This window comes from Micromonospora sp. CA-263727, assembly GCF_050942455.1.
GTDB lineage: Bacteria > Actinomycetota > Actinomycetes > Mycobacteriales > Micromonosporaceae > Micromonospora.
This window is the reverse complement of record NZ_CP192031.1, coordinates 6943794-6967335: the sequence shown is the minus strand read 5'-3', so window position 1 is coordinate 6967335 and position 23542 is coordinate 6943794. Positions and strand designations below refer to the sequence as shown.

The window sequence follows — 23542 nt, the reverse complement described above, 5'->3', positions numbered from 1 at the left end:
CGAATTGCTATGACTACTCCTGAATCGGGCCACCCTGCCGAGGAGTCCGGGGCGGGAGAGGCTGCGGGCGATGCGCCGCGCGGCGGGCATCGGCCCAGGTCAGGGCGGTGGAAGGATGTCGTGGCCGTGGCGAGCTTCGCGGCCCTCGGATTCTGGGTCACCGCACGGATGTGGCTGAACCCGGCCGACGGTATTCGGGATAATTCTACCGATATGGCGCAATTCCAGTGGATGATGGCGCACGGCGCGCGGGTCGTCACCGAGTTCGCCTACCCGTTCTCCTCGGACCGGATGAACGTGCCGGAATCCGTCAACCTCATGGCGAATACCTCCGTTTTATCCGTTTCATTGCCGATGACGCCGATCACCGTGCTTCTCGGCACCCGCGCCGCGTTTCTGGTCTTCCTCACCTTCGGGATGATCGCCACGGCGACCGCCTGGTACTTCGTGCTGTCCCGGGTGCTCGTCGGCGCCCGCGGGCCGGCCTGGCTGGGCGCGACGTTCTGCGCGTACGCGCCGGCGATGGTTTCGCACGCCAACGCGCACCCGAACATCGTGTCGCAGTTCGTGGTCCCCCTGATCATCTGGCGCACCCTGCGGCTGGCCGAGCCCGGCCGCTGGCTGCGCAACGGCGTCCTGCTCGCGCTGGTGATCGTCTGGCAGGCGTTCCTGAACCTGGAGATCCTGCTGATGACCGCGATCGGTCTCGGCGTGGTGATCGTGGCGCTGGTGATCGGCCGGCCCGAGCTACGGGGCCGGGCCCGATCGTTCCTCGCCGGACTCGGCGTGGCGAGCGTGCTCTCCGCCGTCCTGCTGGCCTACCCGCTCTACGTCCAGTTCTTCGGCCCGGGTGCCTACAACGGGCTCTCCTGGCTGATCCGGGGCTACTCCACCGACCTCGCCTCGTTCTTCGCGTACTCCCGCGAGTCGCTGGCCGGCGACGCGCGCAGCGCCGCCGGTCTGGCCAAGAACCCCACCGAGGAGAACGCCTTCTTCGGCTGGCCGCTGGTGATCCTGGTGGTGGCGCTGGTGTGGTGGCTGCGCCGCAACGTGGTGGTGATCGGGCTGGCCGTGCTGGGGCTGCTCTTCGCGGTGCTCTCCCTGGGCCGGGAGATCCGCTTCGACCGCCGGGGCACCGGCATCCCCGGGCCGTGGGCCGCGCTGGAGGATCTCCCGGTGCTGCACTCGGTGGTGCCGACCCGCTGGGCGCTGGCCATCACCCCGATCATCGGGCTGCTGCTCGCGTACGGTGCCGAACGGGTCCGGCACCTCGCCGCCCGGTACCCGGACCGGCGACCGCAGATCCGCTTCGCCACGGTGACCGTGCTGGCGATGGCGCTCGTCCCGGTGCTGCCCACGCCCCTGCCGACCAAACGTCTCGAACCGACACCCGAGTTCGTCACCTCCGGGGCCTGGCGTCCCTACCTGGCCGGCGGTCGCAGCGTGGTGACCCTGCCGCTGCCCGACACCGAGTACGCCGAGCCGCTGCGCTGGGCCGCGCAGACCCGGACCGAGATGCGGATCGCCCGCGGATACTTCCTCGGCCCGGACACCCGGCCCGGCGAGGACAGGGTCGCCCTGTTCACCGCGCCGCCGCGCCCGACCAGCAGCTTCTTCGCCACCATCCGCCGTACCGGCGAGGTGCCGGCGATCACCGCCCAGACCCGGCAGGAGGCGGTGGCGGACCTGCGCTACTGGCGCGCCGGCGTGGTGATCCTGGGTCCGCACGAGCACGCCGACGCGCTGCGGCAGGGAATGACCGCGCTGACCGGGATCGAGCCGATCCGTACCGGTGGCGTGTGGCTGTGGGACGTCCGGCCGCTGACCGGTTGACCGGTCAGGCGCTGCGGATGCAGCAACCCTGGCAGACCTTCGGCTTGGGCAGGGTGAAGGCCAGGCAGCAGGTGTGCCGCTGCACGGTCGGCTCCCCGTTCGGGCCCGGCACCAGCTCCACCAGGTCGGCGAGGTCGAGTTCGGCGAGCAGCGTCTCGACCGCCTCGACCGCCGAGCCGGGCAACCCGTCGGCGGCCTGCAACAGCCCCTGCGCGATGCCGGACGCCACCGAACCGAGCAGGGTGCGGGTGCCGATGCGTACCTCGCCCTGGATCGCGGCGATCATCGGAGACAGGTGCGCGTCCAGCAGCGTGGCGCGCAGCGCCGCGAGCAACTCCCGCTCGTCGGCCACCACCCAGACCTCGGGCAGGTCGGCGAGCGCCAGCGGGTCGTTGGGCAGCACCGCGACCGGGGTCGACCGGCGCAGGCCCAGGGTCACCAGGGCGCGCTGGTCCGCGAAGTGGACGAGCGTCTCCGCCGGATCGAGCAGCGGTACGCGCCGAGCCGCGGCCCAACCGAGCGCCACCGGCAGCCCCACCCAGTAGCTGTACAACTTCCACGCCAGCGCGGCGGAGGCGTGCGGGGTGCCACCCCAGAGACGGACGGCCGATTCGAGCAGTGCCGGCAGGCGGTCGCCCTCGGTCAGGGTTGTCGCCGGCGCCCAGCCGGTCTCGTCGGCGACCACCAGTCCCGGTGCGAGCCCCGGCAGGTCGTCGGTGCCGAACATGGCCCGCAGGGACGCGGTGACCGGCGCCAGCGGCGCGGCGGGGGCGTGGACGGGCAGCATGGCTGTCACGCTCCACCCCCGTTCGAGACCCCTCTGGTCGAACTAAGGCTAGCCTAACCACACTGTTCGGCGGCGGGAAACCCGTGGATGGGCGGAAGGCGGGAGGCCCAGGTCACCCGATGGTGGTGATTACCCAGGGTGAGCGTCTGGAAACTCGGGGCAGTATCGCCAGAAATCGCCCATCGGTCAAGCGTCTTGTCGAGAAGATGCCAGTTCTGTGCGTGTCCGGCGACTGAACGTGAAACTTGGTGCAACCGGCCACGAGGAAGCTGATGACGACCTCACCGCTCGATCGGGCTGCCGACTCCTTCGCCGCCGAACTCGCACGGCACCGGACGGAGCGGGGGCTATCCAAGAAACAGCTAGCCAACCTGATGGGCTTCGACCCGTCGTACGTCAGCCACGTCGAGGGGCGACGACACCGACCCACCGAGGACTTCGCGCGCCGCGCCGAGGCCGTCCTGGAGGCCAGCGGCGCCATCTGGCAGCGCTTCCGGGAGTACGACGACCTGCGGCACGCCCGCACCGAACGCAACCATCGGGAAGCCACCCTCCCCGGCCAGTGGATGCCGCCCGGCACCGGCCTGATCGTCGAACGTGAGACGGCCAACCTCACCCACATCGACAACGCGTACCGCTGCGTCATCCGCCGCGAGCTGTACAACGCCGGCACCGACCCGGTCACCCGCTACCTGGTCCGGGTCGCCGTGGACCGCTACCCCAACGATCCGGGCCGCTCCAACCGGCACCACCGGGAACACCCGCTCACCTTCGCCGAGCTGCAACTGAGCGCCTACCGGGAGGAAGCCGGCGAGCGCGAGGCCATGCACTGGCGGGCCAAACACGACCGGGACGCGTTCAAGGAGATCTGGCTGCTCTTCGAGAACTCCGACCGCAGGTTCCCGCTCTACCCGGGCCGCCGCGCCACCATCGAGTACGCGTACACCGTCGGACAGGACAAGTGGGGCCCCTGGTTCCAGCGCGCGGTACGCGTACCGACCCGGCAGCTCGCCGTGAGCCTGGACCTACCGGTGGCGCTGGACCCTCAGGTCTGGGGTGCGGAGACTTCGCTCTCGGCGGAGGAGGGCCCGCTGCGCACCGCGGTAACCCGGCGCGACGAGGGCGACCGGGCGATCTTCGACTGGGCGACCGACGACCCACCGCTGAACGCCCGGTACCGGATGCAGTGGCGCTTCCGCGCGCAGCCCGATCCCGAGCCGGAGGGCGGCCGGGTCCGGCCGTCCGACCGGATGCGCGGGCTCGGCATCGTCCAGCGCGGCGCCGACCTGCTGCGGCAGCCGGCCCGCCCGTTCGACCTGCCGCGCGAGGAACAGGCCGCCCGGGAGATCGTCGACCGGCTGGTCACCGCGCTGGCCCGGCTGGACGAACTGCACCCGTTCACCAAGGGGGTCGGGATCGCCGCCCCGCAGCTCGACATCGGTCGCGCCGCGGCCGTGGTCCGCCCGCCCGACCGGGCAGCCGAGCCCGTGGTGCTGCTCAATCCCCGGGTGGTGGACGCCGCCCCGGACACCGACGAGCAGTACGAGGGCTGCCTCTCCTTCTTCGACCATCGGGGGCTGGTGCCACGGCCGCTGCGGCTGGACGTGGAACACGCGCAGTTCGACGGCGGTCGGGTCATCACCTCGTTCGAGTTCGGCATGGCCCGGCTGGTGGCGCACGAGATCGACCACCTGGAGGGCCGGCTCTACGTCGACCGGATGGCCCCGGGGGTGCCGCTGGTGCCGATCGAGGAATACCGGGAGTCCGGCCACCCCTGGCGGTACTGACCTCGGCAAGTTGTTGCACGACCACGCCCGCGCCGGGTGGGAACCGCGGCCGGCGCAGGTGTGGCGTTTGTTTCTGCACGACCACGCCGGCGCCAGGTGGGAACTACGGCCGGCGCCGGCGTGGTCGTGGGGGCGGTGCCGGTCCGCCCGATCGGGGGGACCGGGGCGCGTGCCCCAGGGGGCAGGGGCACGCGCCCCGGTTCGGGGGGAGAAAAGCTCCAGAGGCTGCGGAACGGTTGCGGCTACAGGTTGCCGAAGGTGTCGTACCGGGTGTGCTGCGGCGGGACGTCATCGGCGGCGAGCACCCGCAGCGTCGAGCGGACCATCGCCACCGAACCGGAGACGTAACAGTCGTGCGTCGTCCACGGGCCGTATCGGGCCACCACGTCGGAGACGTCACCCTGCTCGCCGTCGAAGTCCGGGTCGTCGCTGCACGCCGGGGTCACCGAGAGCCACGGGTGGGCGGCGACCAGCTCCCGCAACCCGTCGAGCCCGTAGAGGTCCGCCTCGGTCCGGGCGCCGTAGAAGACGTGCACCCAGCGGGCCCGGTTGAACCCGGCCAACTCCTCCACCAGGGCCTTGATCGGGGCCAGCCCGACGCCCCCGGCGACGCAGAGAATGTCCCGCTCCGACGAGCGGTCCAGCGTCATCGAGCCCATCGGGGCGGCCACCCGCAGCAGGTCGCCCGGCTTCACCCGGCGGACCAGGGCACCGGAGAGCCAGCCGGCCCCCTCGGGCGTACGGACGTGGAACTCCAGCACGTTGTCGTCGTTCGGGGCGTTGGCCACCGAGTACGTCCGCCACACCCGGGGGTGGTAGCGGGGTGCCTCGACGCTGACGTACTGCCCCGCCTTCCAGGAGAGCGGGTACTGCAACGCCCGGCAGGTGAAGACGGCGGTGTCCGGGCCGTACCGCTCGTGGGTCAGTACCTCGGCGTGCCAGAACGGCGGATTGGCGTCCGCCGCCGCGCCGGCCAGCATCTTCTCCGCGATCGCCGCGTACGCGTCCCGCCACGCCTGGTCGTACTCCAGGTTCCAGCCGTCCCCGGCGGTGCTGCGCAGCGCGTCGAGCAACGCGACGCCCATGGTGTCGTAGTGCGCGGCCTCGACGTGGTACTTGCGGTGGTCCCGGCCGAGCGCGCGGAGGAACTCGTCGAAGCCCTCCGGGTCGTCCACCGTGTGGATCGCCGTGATGATCGCTTCGAGCAGCCGGTCGCCCTGCCCGGTCATCTGCACCGGGAAGAGCTTGCGCAGCTCGGGGTCGAGGAGGAAGAGCCGGGCGTAGAAGTGACCGCTCAGCCGTACCCGGTCCTCCTCGACCAGGGTCCAGCTCTCCTTCAGCAGCCGCGCGAAGTTGTCCACCGGGGGCGCTCCTTACTTCTGACGGCGGATCGGGCCCCCATAGAATGTCCACGGAGCGTGTATGAAGGTCGCACAGAATGTGCGACCGCATCGTGAGGGCCGCTCAGTGGTGGGCGGGTGTCACCAGCGCCTCCGGTCAGGCAGAGTGGTCCGGTGACCGTTGAGCTCACCCGCCCGGTGTCCCGCCGGACACTCGGCACCGAGACGATGCTGGTGCTCGGACTCTCCCTCGGCCAGTCCGCCGTCTACGCCACGGTGTCGATCATCGCGAAGCTGACCGCGGAGGGCGGACTGTCCCGGCAGACCGCCGCGCTGAACACCTCCGCGTCGGCCCGGCCATACCTCGATCTCACGTACCAGCTGCTCGGCATCGTCTTCGCGCTGCTGCCGGTGCTGCTCGCCGTACACCTGCTGACCCGGGACCCCGGCGACCCGGTGCGGACCCTCGGCCTGGACGCCCGGCGGCCCGGTGCCGACCTCGCCCAGGGCGTCGGGCTGGCCGCGCTGATCGGACTGCCCGGCCTGGCGCTGTTCTGGGCAGCCGCCCAGCTCGGCCTCAACGCCACCCTGGTGCCGGCCGCGCTGCCCGACCTCTGGTGGACGGTGCCGGTGCTGATCCTCGCCGCGTTCCAGAACTCCATCCTGGAGGAGGTGATCGTCGTCGGCTACCTGATGACCCGACTGCGCCAGCTCCACTGGCGGGTCGGCGTGATCATCGCCACCAGCGCGCTGCTACGCGCCTCCTACCACCTCTACCAGGGCTTCGGCGCGTTCGTCGGCAACGCGGTGATGGGCGTGCTGTTCAGCCTCTGCTACCTGCGTATCCGCCGGGTGATGCCGTTGATCGTGGCGCACGCCCTGCTCGACATCGTCGCCTTCGTCGGCTACAGCCTGCTTCCCCGGGACTGGTTCGACTGGCTCTGACCCCGTTCCCCGGTGCGGGGGCGGCGGGGCGGTCGGTAGGCGGCCGTGGCGCGGGCGGCCAGGCGTTGCGCCGCCGCCGAGTTGCCGGCCGCGGCGGTGAGCAGCGCGGCACCGGGCAGCAGCCGGGACGCCAGCCGCAGGGCCAGCCAGCCACGAGCCTGCGCGGCCAACGGTGCGGCCAACCGCCAGGCCGCCTCGGCCGCCCTCGCCCCCGGCTGTTCGCCCGGCCCGTCCGCCGCCCGGGCCGCCGCCAACGCCGAACGGGCGCTCGCCTCGTCCGGGTGCACCTGGGTCAGCACGAGCAGCTCGGCCGCCCGGTCCGGATGCACCGGATCATGGTGGTAGGCCGCCGCCAGGTGCAACACCAGGTTCGACTGCGACCAGAGCACCGCGGCAAGCTCGACCACCGGGGCGAAGGCGCCGGCCAGCGCCGCGGTCGCCCCACCGATCCCGGCCTGCCGAAGGAACCGCCGGCTGGCCAGCAGGGCCAGGCCGTCCCCACCCGCCTCCGGGTACGTCTCCCGCAACCCCCGCGCCCACTCGCCCGCGCGCGGGCCGAGCGCCTCGACCGCCGTCAGCGCCAGCAACTCCGGCGCGAAACCCGGGTGGTCGAGCACCCGCGCCACGAGCACCCGCAGCTCCGAATCTGCGCCCTGCCCAGCGCCGCTGGCAGCGGGCCCGGCCGGCGGCACGGATCCCGCCGTGATTTCGACCGTCTCCGGCGGCGGCGCGGAGGTCGCCTCGGTCGCGATGGCGGCTTCGGCTGGTGGTACGGAAGTGGCCTCGGTCCCGGTGGTGGTCTGAACGGCCGCAGGCGCGGCAGCCTTCTTCGCGGCCTTGCGGCGTGGTGCTGCCTTCCGGGCCGGCACGGCCTTTGCCGGGGGCGTCGTGGACGGGGTGAGTTCGGCATCCGTTGCACCGGTTTCCCCGTTGGCGGCAACTCCGGCTGGCGCCGCTTTCCTGGTCGCCTTCCGGGCCGGCACCGCCTTGGCCGGTGCAGCCGCCACGGAAGTCTGAGCCTGCTCGACGGTCGTGTCGGGCGGGGTGACCGCCCTCGCCGCCGTCTTCTTCGCCGGCGCCTTCCGGGCCGGTGCCTTCCCGACCTCGGCCGGTCCGGCGGTGTTCGGCCCTGCGGCGCGCGCTTCCACGTTGCCTGATCCCTTGGTGTCTGGTCCCTTGGTGCCTGATCCCGGCGAGTCCGGCCGGGCGGCCCTGCTCTGGCCACTCCGCGTCGGCGCGGAGTCCGACGTCCCGGCCGGGGCCGGTGCCGTGACCGCGAACGGCGGCGCGGGGGCGGCCGGCGAACCGGACGCCGCCGGTCGGAGTTGGCGGGGCAGCGGCTGCTCCGGGGCGGGCGGCGGCTGGAAAAGCACGCTCGGCGCGGCCTTCGCCCGCCGAGGGCGCGGCCCGTCGGGGTCGCCCTGCTCGTCATCCTGCACCGGCGGCGGTGCCGGAGGCGGCGTGAAGGTCGCCTTCGGGGTACGTCGACGCGCTCCCTCAGCAGGTTCTCGGCGGGTCTGCTCGCTGGGCGGCTGCTCCTGCATGCCGATGGAGCGTAGTCCCGATCACGGCGGCGCACAGCGGGGGAACCACTGGCATCGGTCCGCGAACGGCTTGTTGCGGTAGTCGCTTTGCTCCGGGCAGGCCGGGGCCTGTATCCTCGGGCCCGGTGGTCTGCGGGCCACCGGGGAGACTTCGCCTAGTCTGGTCTATGGCGCCGCACTGCTAATGCGGTTGGGGTCTTAAAGCCCCTCCCGGGTTCGAATCCCGGAGTCTCCGCGCGAAAGCCGGTGTGTAGACTGGCCGAGCACCAGCGCCCGTAGCTCAACGGATAGAGCATCTGACTACGGATCAGAAGGTTAGGGGTTCGAGTCCCTTCGGGCGCGCAAGATCATAAGACGCCTGACCTGCGGAAACGCGGTCAGGCGTTTTTTGTTGATCGTCCCGGTCGGACAGTGGGTGTCGCCTGGGTGTCATGTGGGCGCCGTCACTTTCCGTAGTTTCGCTTGGATCGCGTAGGCGTTGACCTGCTCTTATGTGGTGGGGTCACTGGTGCTTGACGGGTAGTGCGCTTGCTTTTTGGGCGGGGTGTGGGGCGGCTGCTTTGGCCCCGCTTCCTGATCTTTTCGCGGGTGCGGCGGGCTGCGGCGAGAACTAGTCGGGCAGTGGCTTCGGCGCTCCTACGCTGGGTATCTGGCAGGACGCTGGTGTAGGTGTCAGCGGTGGTGACGATGCTTGCGTGGCCGAGCTGATCTTGCACGGTCTTGAGATCGGCACCGGCTTCGTGGGCGAGGGACGCGGCGCCGTGGCGGAGGTCGTGGAGACGGATCGGTGGGATGTCGGCTCGCTTGACTAGTCGACTGAAGTGCCGTGTGGCGTATTCGGGGTGCAGCGGCCTGCCATCGGGGCGGATGAACACGTAGCCGCTGTCGTAACAGGCTCTGCCTGCCGTCTCGCGGGCGGCCTGTTGCTGACGCTGGCGGCGTAGGTGCTCGCGGAGTACGGCCACGGTGTGTTTGTCGAGAGCGACGGCGCGCGTGCTGGCGGCCGTTTTGGGTTCTCCTTCGATGACCTGGTAGTCGACGACGGTGCGGCTGCGGAAGATGAACAGCACACCATGGTCGAGGTCGATGTCGGACCAGCGCAGGCCGCATGCCTCGCCGCGACGTAGGCCGCGTAGGGCGATGAGCCACCACAGGGCGAAGAGCCGGTCGGTGGTGACCGCGTCGAGGAACGCAGCGAGATGAGGCGCGGTCCAGACAGCCACCGACGGTCGTCGACCGGTTGCCCTCCACTCCGCGACGCGTGCCGGTGTCCAGACCTGGGCGTGTGGCTTGCGGTAGGACGGGAGTTCGAGGTGCCGAATCGGGTTGGCGTCGAGGAGTCCCTCCCGGACAGCGAGGTTGAGTGCCGCGCGAAGAGTGGTCCGCAGATGCTGCAGGCATGAGGGCGACTGTGGCTGGCCGCGTCCGTTGGTGGTGTGTGCGATGTCGTCGAAGCCGCTGCGGATTCGGCGAATGTTGAGCTCGGCCAGGGTGATCCTGCCCATGTGCGGGATGAGGAACTGTTCGACGTTGCGGGTGTACTGGGCCCTGGTGGTGTCCTTGATCTTAGCCTCGATCCACCGATGAAGGTCGGCTCTGCAGGACCCCGGATATAGAAGGTGCCCTCTGAACTGGAAGGATAGGAGTTGCGAAGCTTCTATCACTCGGTTCGAGAGGGCACCTCGTAAGTGAGATTACGCTATGGCGCGCCGGTGACGGCCGTGACGTTCGATGATCCAAATCTGGTGTCGTGTGCCGGCCTGGTTTCGGTGATGCGCCTTGCCGAGCAGGCGGGCCTGTATGACGCGGTCGCCGAGCGGGTGAGCGTGCCGACGGACAAGGGCGCGAACCCGGCGGGCAAGGTCGCCACGATCGTGTCCGGGATGCTCGCCGGGGCGGACAGCATCGATGACCTCGACGTCGCCCGGCACGGGGGTATGCGGTCGTTGTTCACCAGCGTGTACGCGCCGTCGACGCTGGGGTCGTTCCTGCGGACCTTCACCCACGGGCACGTGCGCCAGTTGCAGGCCGCGGCCCGCGACACCCTGATCGGGCTGTCGAAGCGGGCGCCGATCCTGGCCGGTGCTGGCGTGCTGTGCTTTGTGGACATCGACTCGATGCTGCGCCGGGTCTACGGCAAGCAGAAACAGGGCATCGGGTTCGGTCACGCCAAGGTCGGCGGCTACAACGTGCGGCTACGCGGCTACAACCCGCTGGTCGCGACGCTGTCCACGCCGCTGTCGGCGCCGGTGATCGCCGCGACCCGGCTGCGCGCCGGTAACGCCGGTTCCGCTCGCGGCGCCGCCAGCATGATCGCCGAGACGATCACCACCGCCCGTGCGTGCGGCGCTACCGGCGAGATCGTGGTTCGGGCCGACTCGGCGTTCTACGCCAAGACCGTCATCAGCACCTGCCGGCGCCGTGACGTGCGGTTCTCCGTCACCACCCGCATCGACGCGAAGATCCGCACCGCATGCGAGAACATCAGCGCAGACCAGTGGATCGACATCAAATATCCGCAGGCGGTCTGGGACGACGACGCCCAGCGGTGGATCTCCGACGCGCAGATCGCCGAGACCACCTACACCGCGTTCGCCGGCAGCCGACACGCGGTGACCGCCCGGCTGATCGTGCGCCGGGTCCGCCGCGACGACCCGACCCAAGCCCCGGGCCAGGAAGAACTCCTGCCCGCCTACCGCTATCACGCGGTGTTCACCGACAGCCCGTTCACCCTGATCCAGGCCGAAGCCCAGCACCGTCACCACGCTGTCATCGAGCAGGTCAACGCGGACCTGATCGGCGGGCCACTCGCGCACCTGCCATCGGGCCGGTTCAACGCCAACAACGCCTGGCTGACCTGCGCCGGCATCGCCCACAACCTCACCCGCACAGCCGGACACCTCGCCGCCGGCACCTGGCCGACCGCCCGCACCGCGACGATCCGAGCCCGGATCATCACCGTCGCCGCCCGCCTCGCCCACCGGGCCCGGACCGTTCACCTGCACCTACCCGACTACTGGCCCTGGCAGGCCGCGTTCGACAACCTGTTCACCGCCGTCCACCCCGCACCCAGCTGACCACGGCACACCGACCGGAACCAAGCGGCCCGACCACAAGCCACGAACCCCGTCCCACCCCTCAGCAACCACGCACGGAGCAAGCCGATCACGTAATCGGCAACCCCACCCTGCTCCAGAACCGCCCAATACCGGAACTATTCAACAGGCTCAGCACGAACCGCGTCGGTGGATCGAGGCTTAGTGCGGGTGGACAGCCAATATCGCAGCCACCGTTCGAGGGTCCATCCCTGCGCGGTGCGTTCTTCGCCGGTCTGGCTTAGCCACTCGTTCCGCGCCTGGGTGGCGGCAGCCTTGGACCGAAAGCCACCTCGACGGGCACGTGCCGGCCTGCCGAACGCGTCGGTCGCGGAGCAGGCGAAGTACCAAGTGCCATGGCCGCGTTCCGGCAGGCGCGCGCAGTTGGCCTCGAGTCGTTTCTTCGTCTTATTGTTTCGGCAGCCACACCGCTTGTAGGTAGTTCCCGAACCAGCCATGATTCTCCTCTTCCTTGTGCGCTAAGGAGATGTTTATGAGGACTGGTCACATTATTTCTGAAGGCGCTGAGGGGTAGACGGACTGCCAGTCCGTGGCGCGCCGTGCGAAAGCTGGCGGCGACCCCCGACTGCCAGTACTTGCGGTCGGCTCTAGCGCCAGCCATCATGGACGGACAACTCCATCGCTCCCACGCGTCTTCAGACACCCCGTTTGGGGAGGAGTCTGTTTAGCGAAAGGTGGAAGCATGGAGAGTGGTTCCCTGATCCGGCTGTTGTGCCTGGTCATCGCCGTCTTGTCGGGTGGCTTGATCGCGACGATTACCAGCTGGATCTCCTGGGCCATCGAGCCGAGCATCGGCCAGGCTTTGCTGTCGGGTGGGGTCGCGTTCGGCGGCTGCTGCGCCCTTGTCCTCACCGTGATCCGGTTCCTGTCCGGCCGCGACGCGTGACGCCCCAAGCGCGATCACCGCGCCGGCCTCCATCGGCCTGCAGGCACGTCGTGAGGCCACGGTCGTGCCGTTCGCGAACGACCCTCGCGTATCGGATCACGCTCCTAGGGGGCCCGAGCGGCGCTTTTCACCAACGCGCGTACGGCGGCGGCTTGCCGCTGGTCGAGTGGATCGGCGTCGGTGTCGCTCACCGGTCAACGCCGAGCGACCGACTGCGGGCGGTACCGAAGAACAGCCCGGTTGCTGAGGCGGATACGAGTCAGTCACCGGGCCAGAACGACCCCCTGCGCGGCGAACCCGCAGACGTGGTCGGCCAGATGGTTCAGCTCCCGTTGCCGGTCGGTAGGGCCAACCAGGCGCGACGGCGCGCTGGCTGAGGAGATTGTGAGCTGCGTCTGCGGCCATGAGCCAGGAGGTTGCCAGCCACGGGCGGTAGGCCGAGGGGCCTGGCGTCGCATAGCCCCATGCGGCTGATGGCGATCGGGGATCGTCAGGTCACAGCCGCGCGGGCGTGATCGGTGGGAGGTCGCGGATCCGCTCGCGTAGTTGGCCTACGTGACCAGGATCTGCGCCCCGGAGTTGCCTGCCGACGATGACGACCCGCTGCCCGGGGAACTCCAGCGGCGGAGGGTAGTCCACGGCATGCAAATGCCGGCCGCCGAACTCCTCCCGACCCCCGACGTCTGACAGGTACGGGCACTGCCACGTCCTGGTCGCGGAGATGACGTACCGGGTTGGCCACGATCCAGAGTCTGTGCGCCTCCCGCAGCAGGAGCGGGCGACGCGCCGCAGAGGCCGTAGCGCTGCTCGTAGGCCTGCAGGTAATCCACGACGTGCCCGGCGCTCGGGGACTCCTACACCGTCCTGCTGTCGGCGTACGGGTTCCAGTGCAGACTCAGGTACGCCAGACGTACACAAGGCCGGGTCGTCTGCCGCTTCGGCTGCGAGCCGTAGTGGCCCGCCGTCCGCTACTCACGCTGAGTTACCAGTCGAGCCGGGTCGGCGCCCGGATCGCGGCCAGATCCGGACGGTACGTCAGGGCCGCGTCCGTCGGTGCGGCTTGCCGCCGGCATGATCGGCGACAATGGCGGCATGTGTGCGCACGACGCCTGGTGGGACGCGCTGAGCCCGCAGGTACGGAACCGGATCGACGAGCTGCTGTGTGCGCGTCAGCTGATCGCGGCTGTCGTCCTCCTGCGTCGGGAAGGCGACCGTGCGCGCTCATCGGCAAGATCCGCATGTCGAGGGATGGCGGGCTCAGCAACATCTGTCAGGCAACGTCACCGACTCGGATCGCCGCCACGTCGAAGGGGCGGTCGCCGTGCGTAGATCGAGACGGTCGCGGTGTGCACTTGCAGCCGTACCTACCTCTGCACTCAGACCTGTACGCCGACACCTGCCTCGGCGTTCCCCCATCCCGGCAGCCGGCTGTACGGCGCCCGGCGAGAACAACGCAACGAGTCCCCCCATGCCGCCACGCGCCACCCGGCTGCTACTGGGAATCGAGGTCACGACACGCGGCGGACCTCCTCGGGCCCGAACCGCGAAACGAAGAGCCGGCCGAGGTCCTGCCAGTCCTGGACCGAAGCCCGTTCATCAGCGTGAAACTCGAGACACTCGTCAACGGTCCAGTCCTCGTAGGTGACATACGGCTCGCACCAGCGCCCGCTGCGCCACGCCGCACGGGTGCCCTGGCGCCCTTCGGACCTGTTCAGGCCGATCCAGAACAGATTCCCCGGATCGGTCCGGGGGCCAGCGATGCTCGGAAAGCGTGTCGCCGGTGCCCACCTGCTCCAGGCGTGGTTGAAGGCAAGCTCTAGATTCTGTTTGGCGCTGGACACCGCTTCGACGCCCTGCGCGAGCACACCTAGCGCCATCCCCTCGACCACATGCTTCACCTGCTGGTCCTTCGTCGGCATGCGCCGATGCTACGACGCGTCGCCAAAGGATTCTCTGCCGCGACGACGGTCAACGGACTCCGGGCGGCAGGTGACGGCGATGCGCGTCTGTCGCCGTGCCGCTCGGAACTCCAGCGATGACACGTGTCAGCGGGATCCGTGCGCCCGTCCGGATCGCCGGCCTGCCGAGGACCGAAGCTTGGCGCCTCCTGTGGCTGAGGACGGCTTCCACCGAGGGCGGCAGGCAGGTGCCGCCGTCGGCCGTGCCTTTGCCCGGCGTTCCTGCGGTGGCTTCGGATGGTGGCTGAGCTGGCGCCGGATCTCCTCGCCAGGTTTGGCAGCGTCAAGGACCAGACGCGCGGTGGCTTCCGCGGCCTCGCGCTGAGACTCGGGCAGGACGCTGGTGTAGATGTCGGCGGTCAGTTGAATGGTGGCGTGCCCGAGTTGGTCCTGCACCGCTTTGAGGTCAGCGCCGGCTTCCCGCGCCAGGGTCGCCGCGCCGTGCCGCAGGTCGTGCAGCCGGATCGGCGGTAGCCCAGCCCGGTCGACCAGCAGCCGCATCCGCTGGGTGAGATAGCCCGGGTGGATCGGCATCCCGTCGGGGCCGGTGAACACGTAACCGCTGTCGTGCCACACCTCCCCGGCCGTGGCCCGCAGGTCGCGCTGCTGGGTTTGCCGGTCGCGGTGCTGGCGCAACACCCGCACGGTGTGCTGGTCCAAGGCCACGCTGCGGCGGCTGGTCGCGGACTTCGGTGGCCCCTCGTGCACGTCGTAGCCGGCGGTGGTGCGCTGCCGCACCACCGACAACTGGCCCGCGTGCAGGTCGACCTCGCTCCACCGCAGGCCGGCGGCCTCACCGCGGCGCAGACCCCGCAGGGCGATCAGCCACCACAGGGCGGACAGGCCGTCGTCGCGGACGTAGTCGAGGAAGGCAGCCAGTTGTGTGGGTGTCCACACCGCGACGGTGGGCCGCTCCCCGGTGGCCCTCCACTCGGCGACGCGGGCCTCGGTCCATACCTGTGCCTGTGGACGGGGGCGCGCGGGTAGCTCCAGGTGGCGGGCCGGATTGGTGACGAGCAGGCCCTCGCGGACGGCGCCGGTCAGCGCCGCCCGCAGCGTCGTGTGGATGTGCTGCAAGGTGCACGGGCTCCGCAGCTGCCCGGATCGGTTGCGGGTTGTCGCGATCTGGGCGAACGCCGCGGCGAGCTGCCGTGCGTTCAGGTCACCGAGGATCAGCTGGCCGATGTGCGGGATCAGGAATCGCTCGACGTCGTGGGTGTAGTGCATTCGCGTCGTCGGCCGGATCCGGGTCCTCGTCGACAGCCAGTACCGCAACCAGCGGGTGACCGTCCAGGACCGGCCGGCCTGCTCCTCCCGGGACAACGCCAGCAACTCGTCACGCGCCTTACGCGCCGCCGCCTCCGATGGGTAGCCACCCCGGCGGATCCGCTCGGTCTGCCCGAGCAGGTTGCGGGTTGAGCAGTGGAAGTACCAGCTGCCGTGAGCGCGCTGCGTCAGCTGCGGACAGGACACGCCGCGCTGCCGGCCCGTCTCCGGGTCCACACACCGACACCGCTTCACGACGACACCCTGACTGTTCATGATCTCTCCCTCTGATCTGGTCAGGGCTCATCGTCGCTAAACCGCAGGTAGCGACTGAGGGCTTCAACCCGAAATATTCGGCATCCGTCTAGTAAGAATGGAATGAGGTGAAACGCGACCGCGCCTGTTGATGGTCGGGGAATCTCGCGATGGCAGTTTGCGGTAAACGTTCAGGCGAATGTCACGGCTCATGGAAGCCGATCATGGACTGGTCGGACGAAAACAATTTTAGAACGATTGTACGACTCCGGTAATTGTCGGACGCGGCTGGCATCATCGGGTGCGAATCGACAGCGCGCCGATGGGATGCTGCATGAGATGCGACTGCGGGCGAGCCACGACGTTCGCCGCTGTGCGATGCGTCGGCAAGTCACCGTCCTACCTGGCTGGGCCACACCGTAGATGGCGACGGCCTTCCTGCCGGCCGACATCGAGAGCTGATCGCGCCCGGTGAGCGACATCGTCGGCGAGCTTGCCCGCGTCGCTGGGGCTTTCGACCAGCCGACCCTCACACTCCTGTACAGAGGCCACGCGAAAGTGGTGATCGCGATGCTGCGCAGCGCGTTCACTCGGGACAACCGCACTATCTCCACCGCTCGACTCCACGCGCAGGTCGACACCTACCTTGATCAATTGCGGATCGCGGGCTTCACTGATCTCCCATCCGGCACGGGTCGTGATCTGTGCATGCGTTGGATGCGGGGGCAGTGGCTTGTCCGGAGCGTGGAAGACGATGGCGCCGAGGTCTACACGCTGACCAGTCACGCCCAGGACGCTCTCAACCTCGTCACGAACCTGACCAGGGAACGCGCCAGCCTCAGTGAGCACCGGATCGCCACGATCGTCAACGCGGTGCGGCGGTTCAACACCGAGGTCAACCCAGACCGCGGCGCCCGGGTAGACATCCTCAACAGCGAGATTGCCCGCCTGACCCGCGAGCGTGACCGCCTGCTGGAAGGCGCCGACCTGCCGCACGTGTCAGCCGACTACATGCTCGAGGGATACGGGGAACTGCTTCAGCTGGTGGCGGCGCTGCCGAGCGACTTCGCCCGCGTGCAGGAGGCGTTCACCGCCCTGCGCACGCAGATCCTGGCCTCGTTTCGCGCAGAAGACCGCCACGCCGGCGAGGTGATCGACGACTACCTGCGGCACACCGACTCGCTGATGACCGCCACCGCCGAGGGCCGAGCATTCGAGGGCGCCTTCACCCTGCTCCGAGACGACGAGCTGCTCCTGCAACTGCGCGAAGACCTCTCGGCGCTGTTGAGTCATCCCATGGCTGAGGACATCCTCAACGACGTCGACCGCCGCGATCTGCGCGGCACTGTCGGGCTGATCCGGCGCGGCATCGACGCGGTGCTCGCCCAACGCAACCGCGTCACCGCGACGCTGCGCGAGTACATCCAGACCCACAACACTGTCCGAGACCGCGAGCTGGACAACACCCTGCGCCAACTCGACGGCGAACTCGCCCGATGGATGACCTCGGCCGGGCCACGCACGACCGTCGCGCTGCCGCTGCTCCCCGCCCGCTTAGACGTGCACCATCTGCGCGAACGATTCCACAACCCGGAGGACGACGCCGGGCCACCGCCACTGCGGGACGTCACCACGCAACGCCCCGACGGGCTCACCCTGGCGGACCTGCTGGCGCAGGGCGGCCCGTCGCTTGACCAACTCCGCGCCGCCGTTCACGACGCCCTCTCCTCGGACGAGCCCCTGGCGTCCCTGGGGCGGCTGTTCGACGCGCTCGACGCACCGCTACGCCGGCCCGTCGAGATCTTCGGTCTGCTTCACCTGACCACGAACATGGACGACTTCGTTCCAGACGAGGAGCACACCGAGGTGTACCGCACGCTGCGGCCAGACGGCACCCGCCGCGACTTCGCGGTCCCAGTGATTACACCGGGCCCGCGGAGCCCAGATTCGCCTGTCACGTTCGCAGAGGACCCCCCGGGCCGCGCGCCCAGATCGGAGCCGGCATGAGCGTCGACGAGACATCCTCGACCTGTGCAGCCGCGGACATCCCCCTCGGCTGGGACGACCCGGAGCGGGAGCTGACCAGCAGGGTCTCACTCTTCGAAGGAGATGAAGGCGGACTCGAGCTGCCGCAACGCCGCGTGCTGGTCGCTCTGCTCAAGCAGCGGTTTATCACCGCGCAGAGCCACCCAAAGGAATGGAAGACGCTTACGGCGAACCCACGGCTGTTCCGCTCTCGGCTTAACGACCTGTTCCTCACCCTCCACCTGGACGCCACCCGCGAGGTCGCCTACAAACGGCCGGCAGTCCCCGAAGGCGGCGGCAGGTTCCCCACCTTGCTCCATGACACCGCGTGGAGCCGAGAGGAGACCATCCTGCTGGTGTACCTGCGCACCCGCAGCCGCTCGGAAGAGGTCGCCGGCACCTCACGCACCTATGTCGACCGGCAGGACATCCTCGAGCACATCGTCTCGCTCCGCCCGGCACATGCCACCGATCACGCCGCCGATGGGCGACGCGCCGTCAAGGCCATCGAAAGTCTCATCCGAGCCGGACTGCTGATCGGCCCCAGCACCGCCGAGCGGTTCGAGGTGAGCCCCGCCATCGACGTCGTGCTGCCCCTGGAGCGTCTGCAAGACCTGCTGCGATGGCTCAAGGCGTCAGACCGAGGCGAAGCCAGCGATGAATCTGCCACCGGCTCTATCCGCTGCAGCGATCCGGACGCTACCGACGCTGCCATCAGCGAGGAGGCACCGTGACGATCGGCGACGAGGTCCAACCCGCCCTGCTGCCCGCCGCCGTGCCCTCACCGCCTGCCACCACGTCATCGCCAACTCCACTGTTCTATGTCGCCGGAGCCACCGCCGGCACGCTGCAGTGGAAGGCTGAGGCGTTTCAGCTGGTGAACTGGGGAGGATTCGAAGGCCGGGTCCGCTTCGAATTCCACACCGGCGCGACGCTGATTTCCGGGGCGTCGGGCACGGGGAAAAGCACTCTGCTCGACGCGTACATCGCCCTGATGATGCCGTCGGACACACCCTTCAACGGCGCGTCCAACGACGCCGTCGCCGGCCGAGCCCGCAGCGCCGAGCAACGCAACCTGCTGTCCTACCTGCGCGGCCAGACCGACACCACCGCCGACGACCACGGCCGAGAACGGCCCAAGGTGCTCCGCGGCGACGGCCGACCCACCTGGGGCGCGGTGGCCATGACGTTCATCGACGACCACGCCCGCCGATTCACCGCGCTACGGGTGTACCACGTCTCGACGCGGGCGGCCCAGGCCGGGGACATCACCATGCGGATGGCCACCTACGAGGGGTACCTCGACCTGGCAGACCTCGCCGAGCACGCTGCCTCGCAGTTCGCGCCGAAGTCTCTCAAGACGGCTTTTCCCGGCCTGGTGACACACGACAGCTACGCCTCGTTCGCCGCCCGCCTGCACACACGGCTGGGCATCGGCGCGAACGGCGACGGCGCGAAGGCCCTGCGACTTTTGGTGCGGATTCAGTCCGGCCATCAGATCCGCACTGTCGACGAGCTCTACAAGGAGATGGTCCTGGAGCGGCCAGCGACGTACGACGCAGCCGATCAAGCGATCAGCCACTTCGACGACCTCGAGGTCGCCTACGTTGCCATGCAGACCGAGCAGCAGAAAGCCGACATCCTCGGCCCGATCACACAGAAGCACTCCGACCTCGAGACGGCACGATCGACAACCGCGCAAATCGAGGCATTCGGTCTCACCGCGGCGGGCGACACCCCCATCGTGCGCTGGAGCCTTGGTCGTGAGGCTGCGCTGCTGCAAACGGCGATTGCCGGCACCCAGCGAGCAAAGGAGGTCAACGCCGTTGAACTCGCCCGTGCATCGTCGGCCGTAACGTCGCTCGAAGATGATCTGGCCGTCACGGTCACCGCCCATTGGGAGGCCGGCGGCGGCGAACTGGAGAGTCTCACCCAGCAGGCCATCCAGGAAAACCAGCGCCGCGACGAACGACTGGCACGGCGGGCAGCACTCGCCGAACGCACCACCAAGCTGGGCGTGCCACTGGACGATGGGGATGCCTTCGCCCGCCTCCAAGAGACGGCTGCGGCGTTCCTTAGCAACTACGAGAACGCCGCAGGGGCGCTACGGGACCGCCGTGAGCAATTGCGGGACCTCGAGTTTCCGCTGCTTGAACGCCGCAGGAAGCTGACCGAGGATCGTGCGTCGCTGGCCGGTCGGGCCGGACGCGTCCCGAAGTATCTCGATGACCTACGCCAGGAGGTCGCGCGGGCGTCCCGCATCGATGTGGCTGAGCTGCCGTTCCTCGCTGAGCTGATCGACGTCGACGCAGACCAGCGGCGGTGGCGGGCTGCGGTGGAAACGGTCCTCGGGGCGAGCGCCCGGCTGCTGCTGGTGCCTCAAGACAGGTTGGAGGAGTTCTCCGCAGCGATCGACCCGCTCCACCTGCGCGGCCGGTTGACATTCGAAGCAGTGGCGCACGGCCAGGACGGCCACGCCGAGCGCAACCCAGACCGGCTCGCCGGAAAACTGATCTTCAAAGACTCCCCGTTCTCCGGGTGGGTGCGCCAACACGTGTCTGAGCCCGCCCGAAACGCCCTCTGCGTGGAAACCTCGGACGAGCTGAAAGGACCCGGCTATCGGGTGACGCTGGCCGGCCAGACCCGCTTCGGGACGCGCGGTACGCACGGCCGGCGCGAACAGGCGAACATCATCGGATTCAGCAACGAGGAGGCCCTGGCCGACATCGACCAGGAACTGGCCGACATCGAAAAGAAGCTAGGCCAGATCGACCAGACGCGAGGCGTGATCGACGCCGAGCGCAGCGACCTGGACGCCCGCCGCAGCGCCCACGATGCGGTCCGGGCAGCCGTCTGGGACGACATCGACGTGGCCAGCGTCGTTGCGCGCATCACCAGTCTCGACCGGGCACGTCAAACAATTCTTGACGCCGACGACCAACTGCAGGCGTTGCAACGGCGCATCGACCACCTCGGCCAGCAGCTGGAGGTAGCCCGCGAAGTCCGCTACCAGCTCAGGCAGGAGGAATCCGGCCTCGACAAGAGGACGTCCTGGTTGCTCGAGCAGCACAGCGCGGTAGACGGAAAGCTTCAGCGAATCATCCAGGACCAGCGGGTGGTCCTGACCGACGCCCAGGCCGCCGCACTCGATCGGCACTTTATTGAGGCAGTCGCCCCAGCAGACCCTGATGACCTAGATCAGTTCCCGACCCACCTGGGTCGGCTCCTGCAGCGCCTATCCACCGAAGCGGGAAAGGCCGATCATCAGGCGCGTAACGCTGAGGTCGAACTCGAGCGGATCTTCACCGCCTACCAGGTGAAGTTCGATGACCCGAATCTTGGCCGCGGTGTCGCGTCGTACTCTGACTACGCCGCGATTCTGGACACCATCCTCACCACCGGTCTGCACGAGCGTCGGGAAGAGTGGCGTCAGCGTCTCATGAAGTGGAGTGGCGAGGACCTGGTCCCGCTCGCCGGGGCCATGGAGTCCTCGGTCGACGAAATCGAGGAACGCCTTGATCCGATCAACGGCATCCTCCGCAGTCTGCCGTTCGGCGCCAACCGCGACCGGCTGCGCATCAAGCTTCGGCGCCTGACCCCCACCGCTGTAGTCCAGTTCCGCCGCGAGCTACGGACACTGTCCTCCGGCGCCACCCGAGACCTACCCGAACACCAGACGGAGCATCGCTTCCGCGAACTGCAACAGTTCATGGGCCGCCTTCGCCGCCGCGACGACCCTCGCGCGATCGCCGACCTCAGCGACCGCGACCGACTGCTCGACGTGCGGCGCCACGTCGAGATCACCGCCGAACGGTACGACACCACCGGACAACTACTCAGCACACACTCCTCGCTCGGCGGCAAGAGCGGCGGCGAGAGCCAGGAACTGGTGGCGTTCATCGTCGGCGCGGCACTGCGGTTCCGTCTCGGCGACGAACTGCGGACCCGCCCCCGGTTCGCGCCGGTCTTCCTCGACGAAGGTTTCGTCAAGTCCGATGGCGAGTTCGCCGGCCGCGCCGTGCAGGCGTGGCGAGGCCTGGGCTTCCAGCTGATCGTGGGCGCGCCGCTGGACAAGGTGACAGCGCTCGAGCCACACATGGACGAACTACTGGCCATCACCAAGAACACGACAACCCACTACTCCTTCGTCACCCGAATCAGCGACGTCAGGCAGCACACGGCCAGCAGCTCACCGGCCATACCGATCGCGCGCAGCGCGATTAACGGTGCCAGCGCCCCGGCAGACAGTCGCCTACGAGACGGTGAGTCAACCGGCCGATGAAATCCCCTGAGCAGGTCCTGACCGACATCGAGCGACGGCTCGCCAACACCTGGGCGCGCTGCGTCGCCGACCCTCATGCGGTGGCGTCGCTGGCGACAGCGCACGGCACAGCATTGCCGCCGAGACCAGTACCTTCCCAACAGCCCGACCAGCCATCAAGGGCCTGGCCGCATGCCTTCCCGCTAGGACAACCCCTCTCGACCAACCTCGAGAAGGACTTTTCCTTCCCGGTGGCCTGGGCCGCCACATGGCGAGCATGGAGCGCCACGCACGGCACGTCACTGCGCACACGCTCCCGGCGAGTCCACAACACCAATCAGGAACTCCCCACGCACCTCGTCGTCACCGACGTCGACCACGCCGCACAGCTGTGCGGCGGGCATTGGCCGCAGCGCCTGGAGCGAGGCCGCCAACGCAGCGCCCTCCTCACTAGCGGCTTCCCCCACCTTGTTCAAGCACAACTGCTCGCCGCGACAGTCGCCGCAGTTGATGAGCTCAGCGAGGTGGACTTCGAGCTGCTGTGCCGCGCCGGAGCGTGGTTCACCGAACACGACGCGGCCGGCCTCACTCCCCGGCAGGTGCCGATCGAGGGACTGCATGCCAAGTGGCTCAACCATCGGTTGGGTCTGGTACGTCGCCTCTCAGGCAAAGACGACCTGGGGCTGCTGCCACCACATCCGCCCCGAGTCCACTTCACCTACCTCGACCCCGTCCACCTTGCCGCAGGCGGACGCCGACACGACTCGATCACCATCGGCGACCGGGCACAACCGGAGTACCAACCACGGGTGGTGGTGATTTCCGAGAACAAGGACACCGCCATCCAATTCCCTCAGCTCGACGGCGGCATCAGCGTCGAGGGCGTGGGTCGTGGTGGCGGCGCGATCGCCGCTCTGCCCTGGCTGACGACCGCCTCGCACGTCCTCTACTGGGGCGACATGGACGGCGACGGCCTGGAGATCCTCGACCAGTTTCGCGCCGTCGGCGTCCCAGCCACGTCGCTGTTCATGAGTCTTCCCGCCTATGAAGAGTGGGAGCGCTACGGCACCAACGTCGACGCTCGTAACCGTCCCCTGCGGGCCCGGACGCCCAGGCCAGTCCCATTCCTCACCGCCGCAGAGGAAGCGCTCTACCGGTGCCTTATCGCCGAGAGCTGGACCCGTTACCGCCGTGTTGAGCAGGAGCGGATCCCACTTGAGGTGGCTGTGGCGGCCGTACGACGGATCGTCGACGACACGCAACTTCCCTAACGCAGGGCCGCGGACCAGATCCTCCCGCTGGACGTTCCCAGTAGGAGGATCCAGGCTGCCCTAGTACGGCCGTTCTTGCGCGGTGGCCGGCGTGGAGCCCCGCTTCGACACGCTGCCAGCGGCAGATTCGAGTTGCAGCGCGTCGGTGCAGCCGAGCGGTACGCGCCCAAGCAGCCGCAGCCCCGCCGACCTGGAGGCCATGAGGTCTCGAGACTCCGGTCCCGCGACGCAGTGTTGCCCAGCTAGCGGCTGCTGACCCGTCGACGCT

Annotated in this window: 15 protein-coding genes and 2 tRNA genes; 11 read left to right on the top strand and 6 right to left on the bottom strand. The window is 69.0% G+C overall.

Going from position 1 to position 23542, the window contains the following annotated elements; all coding sequences use genetic code 11:
• Positions 1–9: 9 nt before the first annotated feature.
• A complete protein-coding gene (locus ACQPYA_RS30635; protein ID WP_433530455.1) occupies positions 10–1833 on the top strand; it encodes a hypothetical protein in 1824 nt (607 codons plus the stop codon).
• 4 nt (positions 1834–1837) lie between these two features.
• Here ACQPYA_RS30635 and ACQPYA_RS30630 read toward each other — a convergent pair whose 3' ends face one another.
• Positions 1838–2620 carry a hypothetical protein gene (locus tag ACQPYA_RS30630; protein WP_433530454.1) on the bottom strand — a complete coding sequence of 261 codons (783 nt, stop codon included), beginning with the start codon at positions 2618–2620 and terminating at the stop codon, positions 1838–1840.
• 272 nt (positions 2621–2892) lie between these two features.
• On the opposite strand from ACQPYA_RS30630, the gene ACQPYA_RS30625 reads away from it, so the two are divergent.
• Positions 2893–4407, top strand: a complete 1515-nt coding sequence (locus ACQPYA_RS30625; protein ID WP_433530453.1) for a peptide deformylase — start codon at positions 2893–2895, stop codon at positions 4405–4407.
• Between the two features lie 242 nt (positions 4408–4649).
• On the opposite strand, the gene ACQPYA_RS30620 is transcribed toward ACQPYA_RS30625, so the two are convergent.
• Positions 4650–5768, bottom strand: a complete 1119-nt coding sequence (locus tag ACQPYA_RS30620) for a globin domain-containing protein (RefSeq protein WP_433530452.1) — start codon at positions 5766–5768, stop codon at positions 4650–4652.
• Positions 5769–5921: 153 nt separating this feature from the next.
• Here ACQPYA_RS30620 and ACQPYA_RS30615 point away from each other — a divergent pair, with 153 nt between their 5' ends.
• Positions 5922–6692, top strand: a complete 771-nt coding sequence (locus tag ACQPYA_RS30615; RefSeq protein ID WP_433530451.1) for a CPBP family intramembrane glutamic endopeptidase — start codon at positions 5922–5924, stop codon at positions 6690–6692.
• Here the strand turns inward: ACQPYA_RS30615 and ACQPYA_RS30610 are convergent.
• Positions 6653–8236 (bottom strand): hypothetical protein, encoded by a 1584-nt coding sequence (locus ACQPYA_RS30610; RefSeq protein WP_433530450.1) that lies wholly within the window; start codon positions 8234–8236, stop codon positions 6653–6655. The two genes, ACQPYA_RS30615 and ACQPYA_RS30610, sit on opposite strands and share 40 nt — an antisense overlap.
• Before the next feature lie 144 nt (positions 8237–8380).
• Between ACQPYA_RS30610 and ACQPYA_RS30605 the strand changes: the two genes are divergently transcribed.
• Together ACQPYA_RS30605 and ACQPYA_RS30600 are read left to right on the top strand one after the other, a co-directional pair.
• Positions 8381–8471: transfer RNA gene (locus tag ACQPYA_RS30605), tRNA-Ser, on the top strand.
• 34 nt (positions 8472–8505) lie between these two features.
• A tRNA-Arg gene (locus ACQPYA_RS30600) sits at positions 8506–8578 on the top strand.
• 101 nt (positions 8579–8679) lie between these two features.
• On the opposite strand, the gene ACQPYA_RS30595 is transcribed toward ACQPYA_RS30600, so the two are convergent.
• Positions 8680–9741 carry a tyrosine-type recombinase/integrase gene (locus ACQPYA_RS30595; RefSeq protein WP_433530449.1) on the bottom strand — a complete coding sequence of 354 codons (1062 nt, stop codon included), beginning with the start codon at positions 9739–9741 and terminating at the stop codon, positions 8680–8682.
• A 183-nt stretch (positions 9742–9924) separates the two neighbouring features.
• Between ACQPYA_RS30595 and ACQPYA_RS30590 the strand changes: the two genes are divergently transcribed.
• The gene (locus tag ACQPYA_RS30590) at positions 9925–11313 is read left to right on the top strand and encodes an IS1380 family transposase (RefSeq protein WP_433530325.1); all 1389 of its coding nucleotides are present in this window, start codon (positions 9925–9927) and stop codon (positions 11311–11313) included.
• A gap of 721 nt (positions 11314–12034) precedes the next feature.
• Positions 12035–12238, top strand: a complete 204-nt coding sequence (locus ACQPYA_RS30585) for a hypothetical protein (RefSeq protein WP_433530448.1) — start codon at positions 12035–12037, stop codon at positions 12236–12238.
• 1508 nt (positions 12239–13746) lie between these two features.
• Here ACQPYA_RS30585 and ACQPYA_RS30580 read toward each other — a convergent pair.
• Entirely contained in the window at positions 13747–14157 is a 411-nt protein-coding gene (locus ACQPYA_RS30580) for a hypothetical protein (protein WP_433530447.1), read from the bottom strand.
• Between the two features lie 126 nt (positions 14158–14283).
• Positions 14284–15738, bottom strand: a complete 1455-nt coding sequence (locus tag ACQPYA_RS30575) for a tyrosine-type recombinase/integrase (protein ID WP_433530446.1) — start codon at positions 15736–15738, stop codon at positions 14284–14286.
• A gap of 450 nt (positions 15739–16188) precedes the next feature.
• On the opposite strand from ACQPYA_RS30575, the gene ACQPYA_RS30570 reads away from it, so the two are divergent.
• Genes ACQPYA_RS30570 through ACQPYA_RS30555 form a run of 4 tightly spaced genes read left to right on the top strand, consistent with a single transcriptional unit; the run spans position 16189 to position 23274 of the window.
• Positions 16189–17724: a DUF3375 domain-containing protein gene (locus ACQPYA_RS30570; RefSeq protein WP_433530445.1), complete on the top strand. Its 1536-nt coding sequence runs from the start codon at positions 16189–16191 to the stop codon at positions 17722–17724.
• On the top strand, positions 17721–18476 hold the full coding sequence (locus tag ACQPYA_RS30565) for a DUF4194 domain-containing protein (RefSeq protein ID WP_433530444.1): 756 nt from the start codon (positions 17721–17723) through the stop codon (positions 18474–18476). Before ACQPYA_RS30570 ends, ACQPYA_RS30565 begins: the two co-directional genes overlap by 4 nt.
• The gene (locus tag ACQPYA_RS30560; protein WP_433530443.1) at positions 18473–22024 is read left to right on the top strand and encodes an ATP-binding protein; all 3552 of its coding nucleotides are present in this window, start codon (positions 18473–18475) and stop codon (positions 22022–22024) included. The genes ACQPYA_RS30565 and ACQPYA_RS30560 overlap by 4 nt, the downstream gene beginning before the upstream one ends.
• Complete coding sequence (locus ACQPYA_RS30555; RefSeq protein WP_433530442.1) at positions 22021–23274, top strand: Wadjet anti-phage system protein JetD domain-containing protein; 1254 nt, start codon at positions 22021–22023, stop codon at positions 23272–23274. The genes ACQPYA_RS30560 and ACQPYA_RS30555 overlap by 4 nt, the downstream gene beginning before the upstream one ends.
• The last annotated feature ends 268 nt before the right edge of the window (positions 23275–23542 follow it).

Bases quoted from the DNA above. Each gene is read 5' to 3' on its own strand.
- ACQPYA_RS30625 (WP_433530453.1), top strand. From the start codon at position 2,893: ATGACGACCTCACCGCTCGATCGGGCTGCCGACTCCTTCGCCGCCGAA.
- ACQPYA_RS30565 (WP_433530444.1), top strand. From the start codon at position 17,721: ATGAGCGTCGACGAGACATCCTCGACCTGTGCAGCCGCGGACATCCCC.
- ACQPYA_RS30635 (WP_433530455.1), top strand. From the start codon at position 10: ATGACTACTCCTGAATCGGGCCACCCTGCCGAGGAGTCCGGGGCGGGA.
- ACQPYA_RS30610 (WP_433530450.1), bottom strand. From the start codon at position 8,236: ATGCAGGAGCAGCCGCCCAGCGAGCAGACCCGCCGAGAACCTGCTGAG.
- ACQPYA_RS30630 (WP_433530454.1), bottom strand. From the start codon at position 2,620: ATGCTGCCCGTCCACGCCCCCGCCGCGCCGCTGGCGCCGGTCACCGCG.
- ACQPYA_RS30580 (WP_433530447.1), bottom strand. From the start codon at position 14,157: ATGCCGACGAAGGACCAGCAGGTGAAGCATGTGGTCGAGGGGATGGCG.
- ACQPYA_RS30555 (WP_433530442.1), top strand. From the start codon at position 22,021: ATGAAATCCCCTGAGCAGGTCCTGACCGACATCGAGCGACGGCTCGCC.
- ACQPYA_RS30585 (WP_433530448.1), top strand. From the start codon at position 12,035: ATGGAGAGTGGTTCCCTGATCCGGCTGTTGTGCCTGGTCATCGCCGTC.
- ACQPYA_RS30575 (WP_433530446.1), bottom strand. From the start codon at position 15,738: ATGAACAGTCAGGGTGTCGTCGTGAAGCGGTGTCGGTGTGTGGACCCG.
- ACQPYA_RS30595 (WP_433530449.1), bottom strand. From the start codon at position 9,741: ATGGGCAGGATCACCCTGGCCGAGCTCAACATTCGCCGAATCCGCAGC.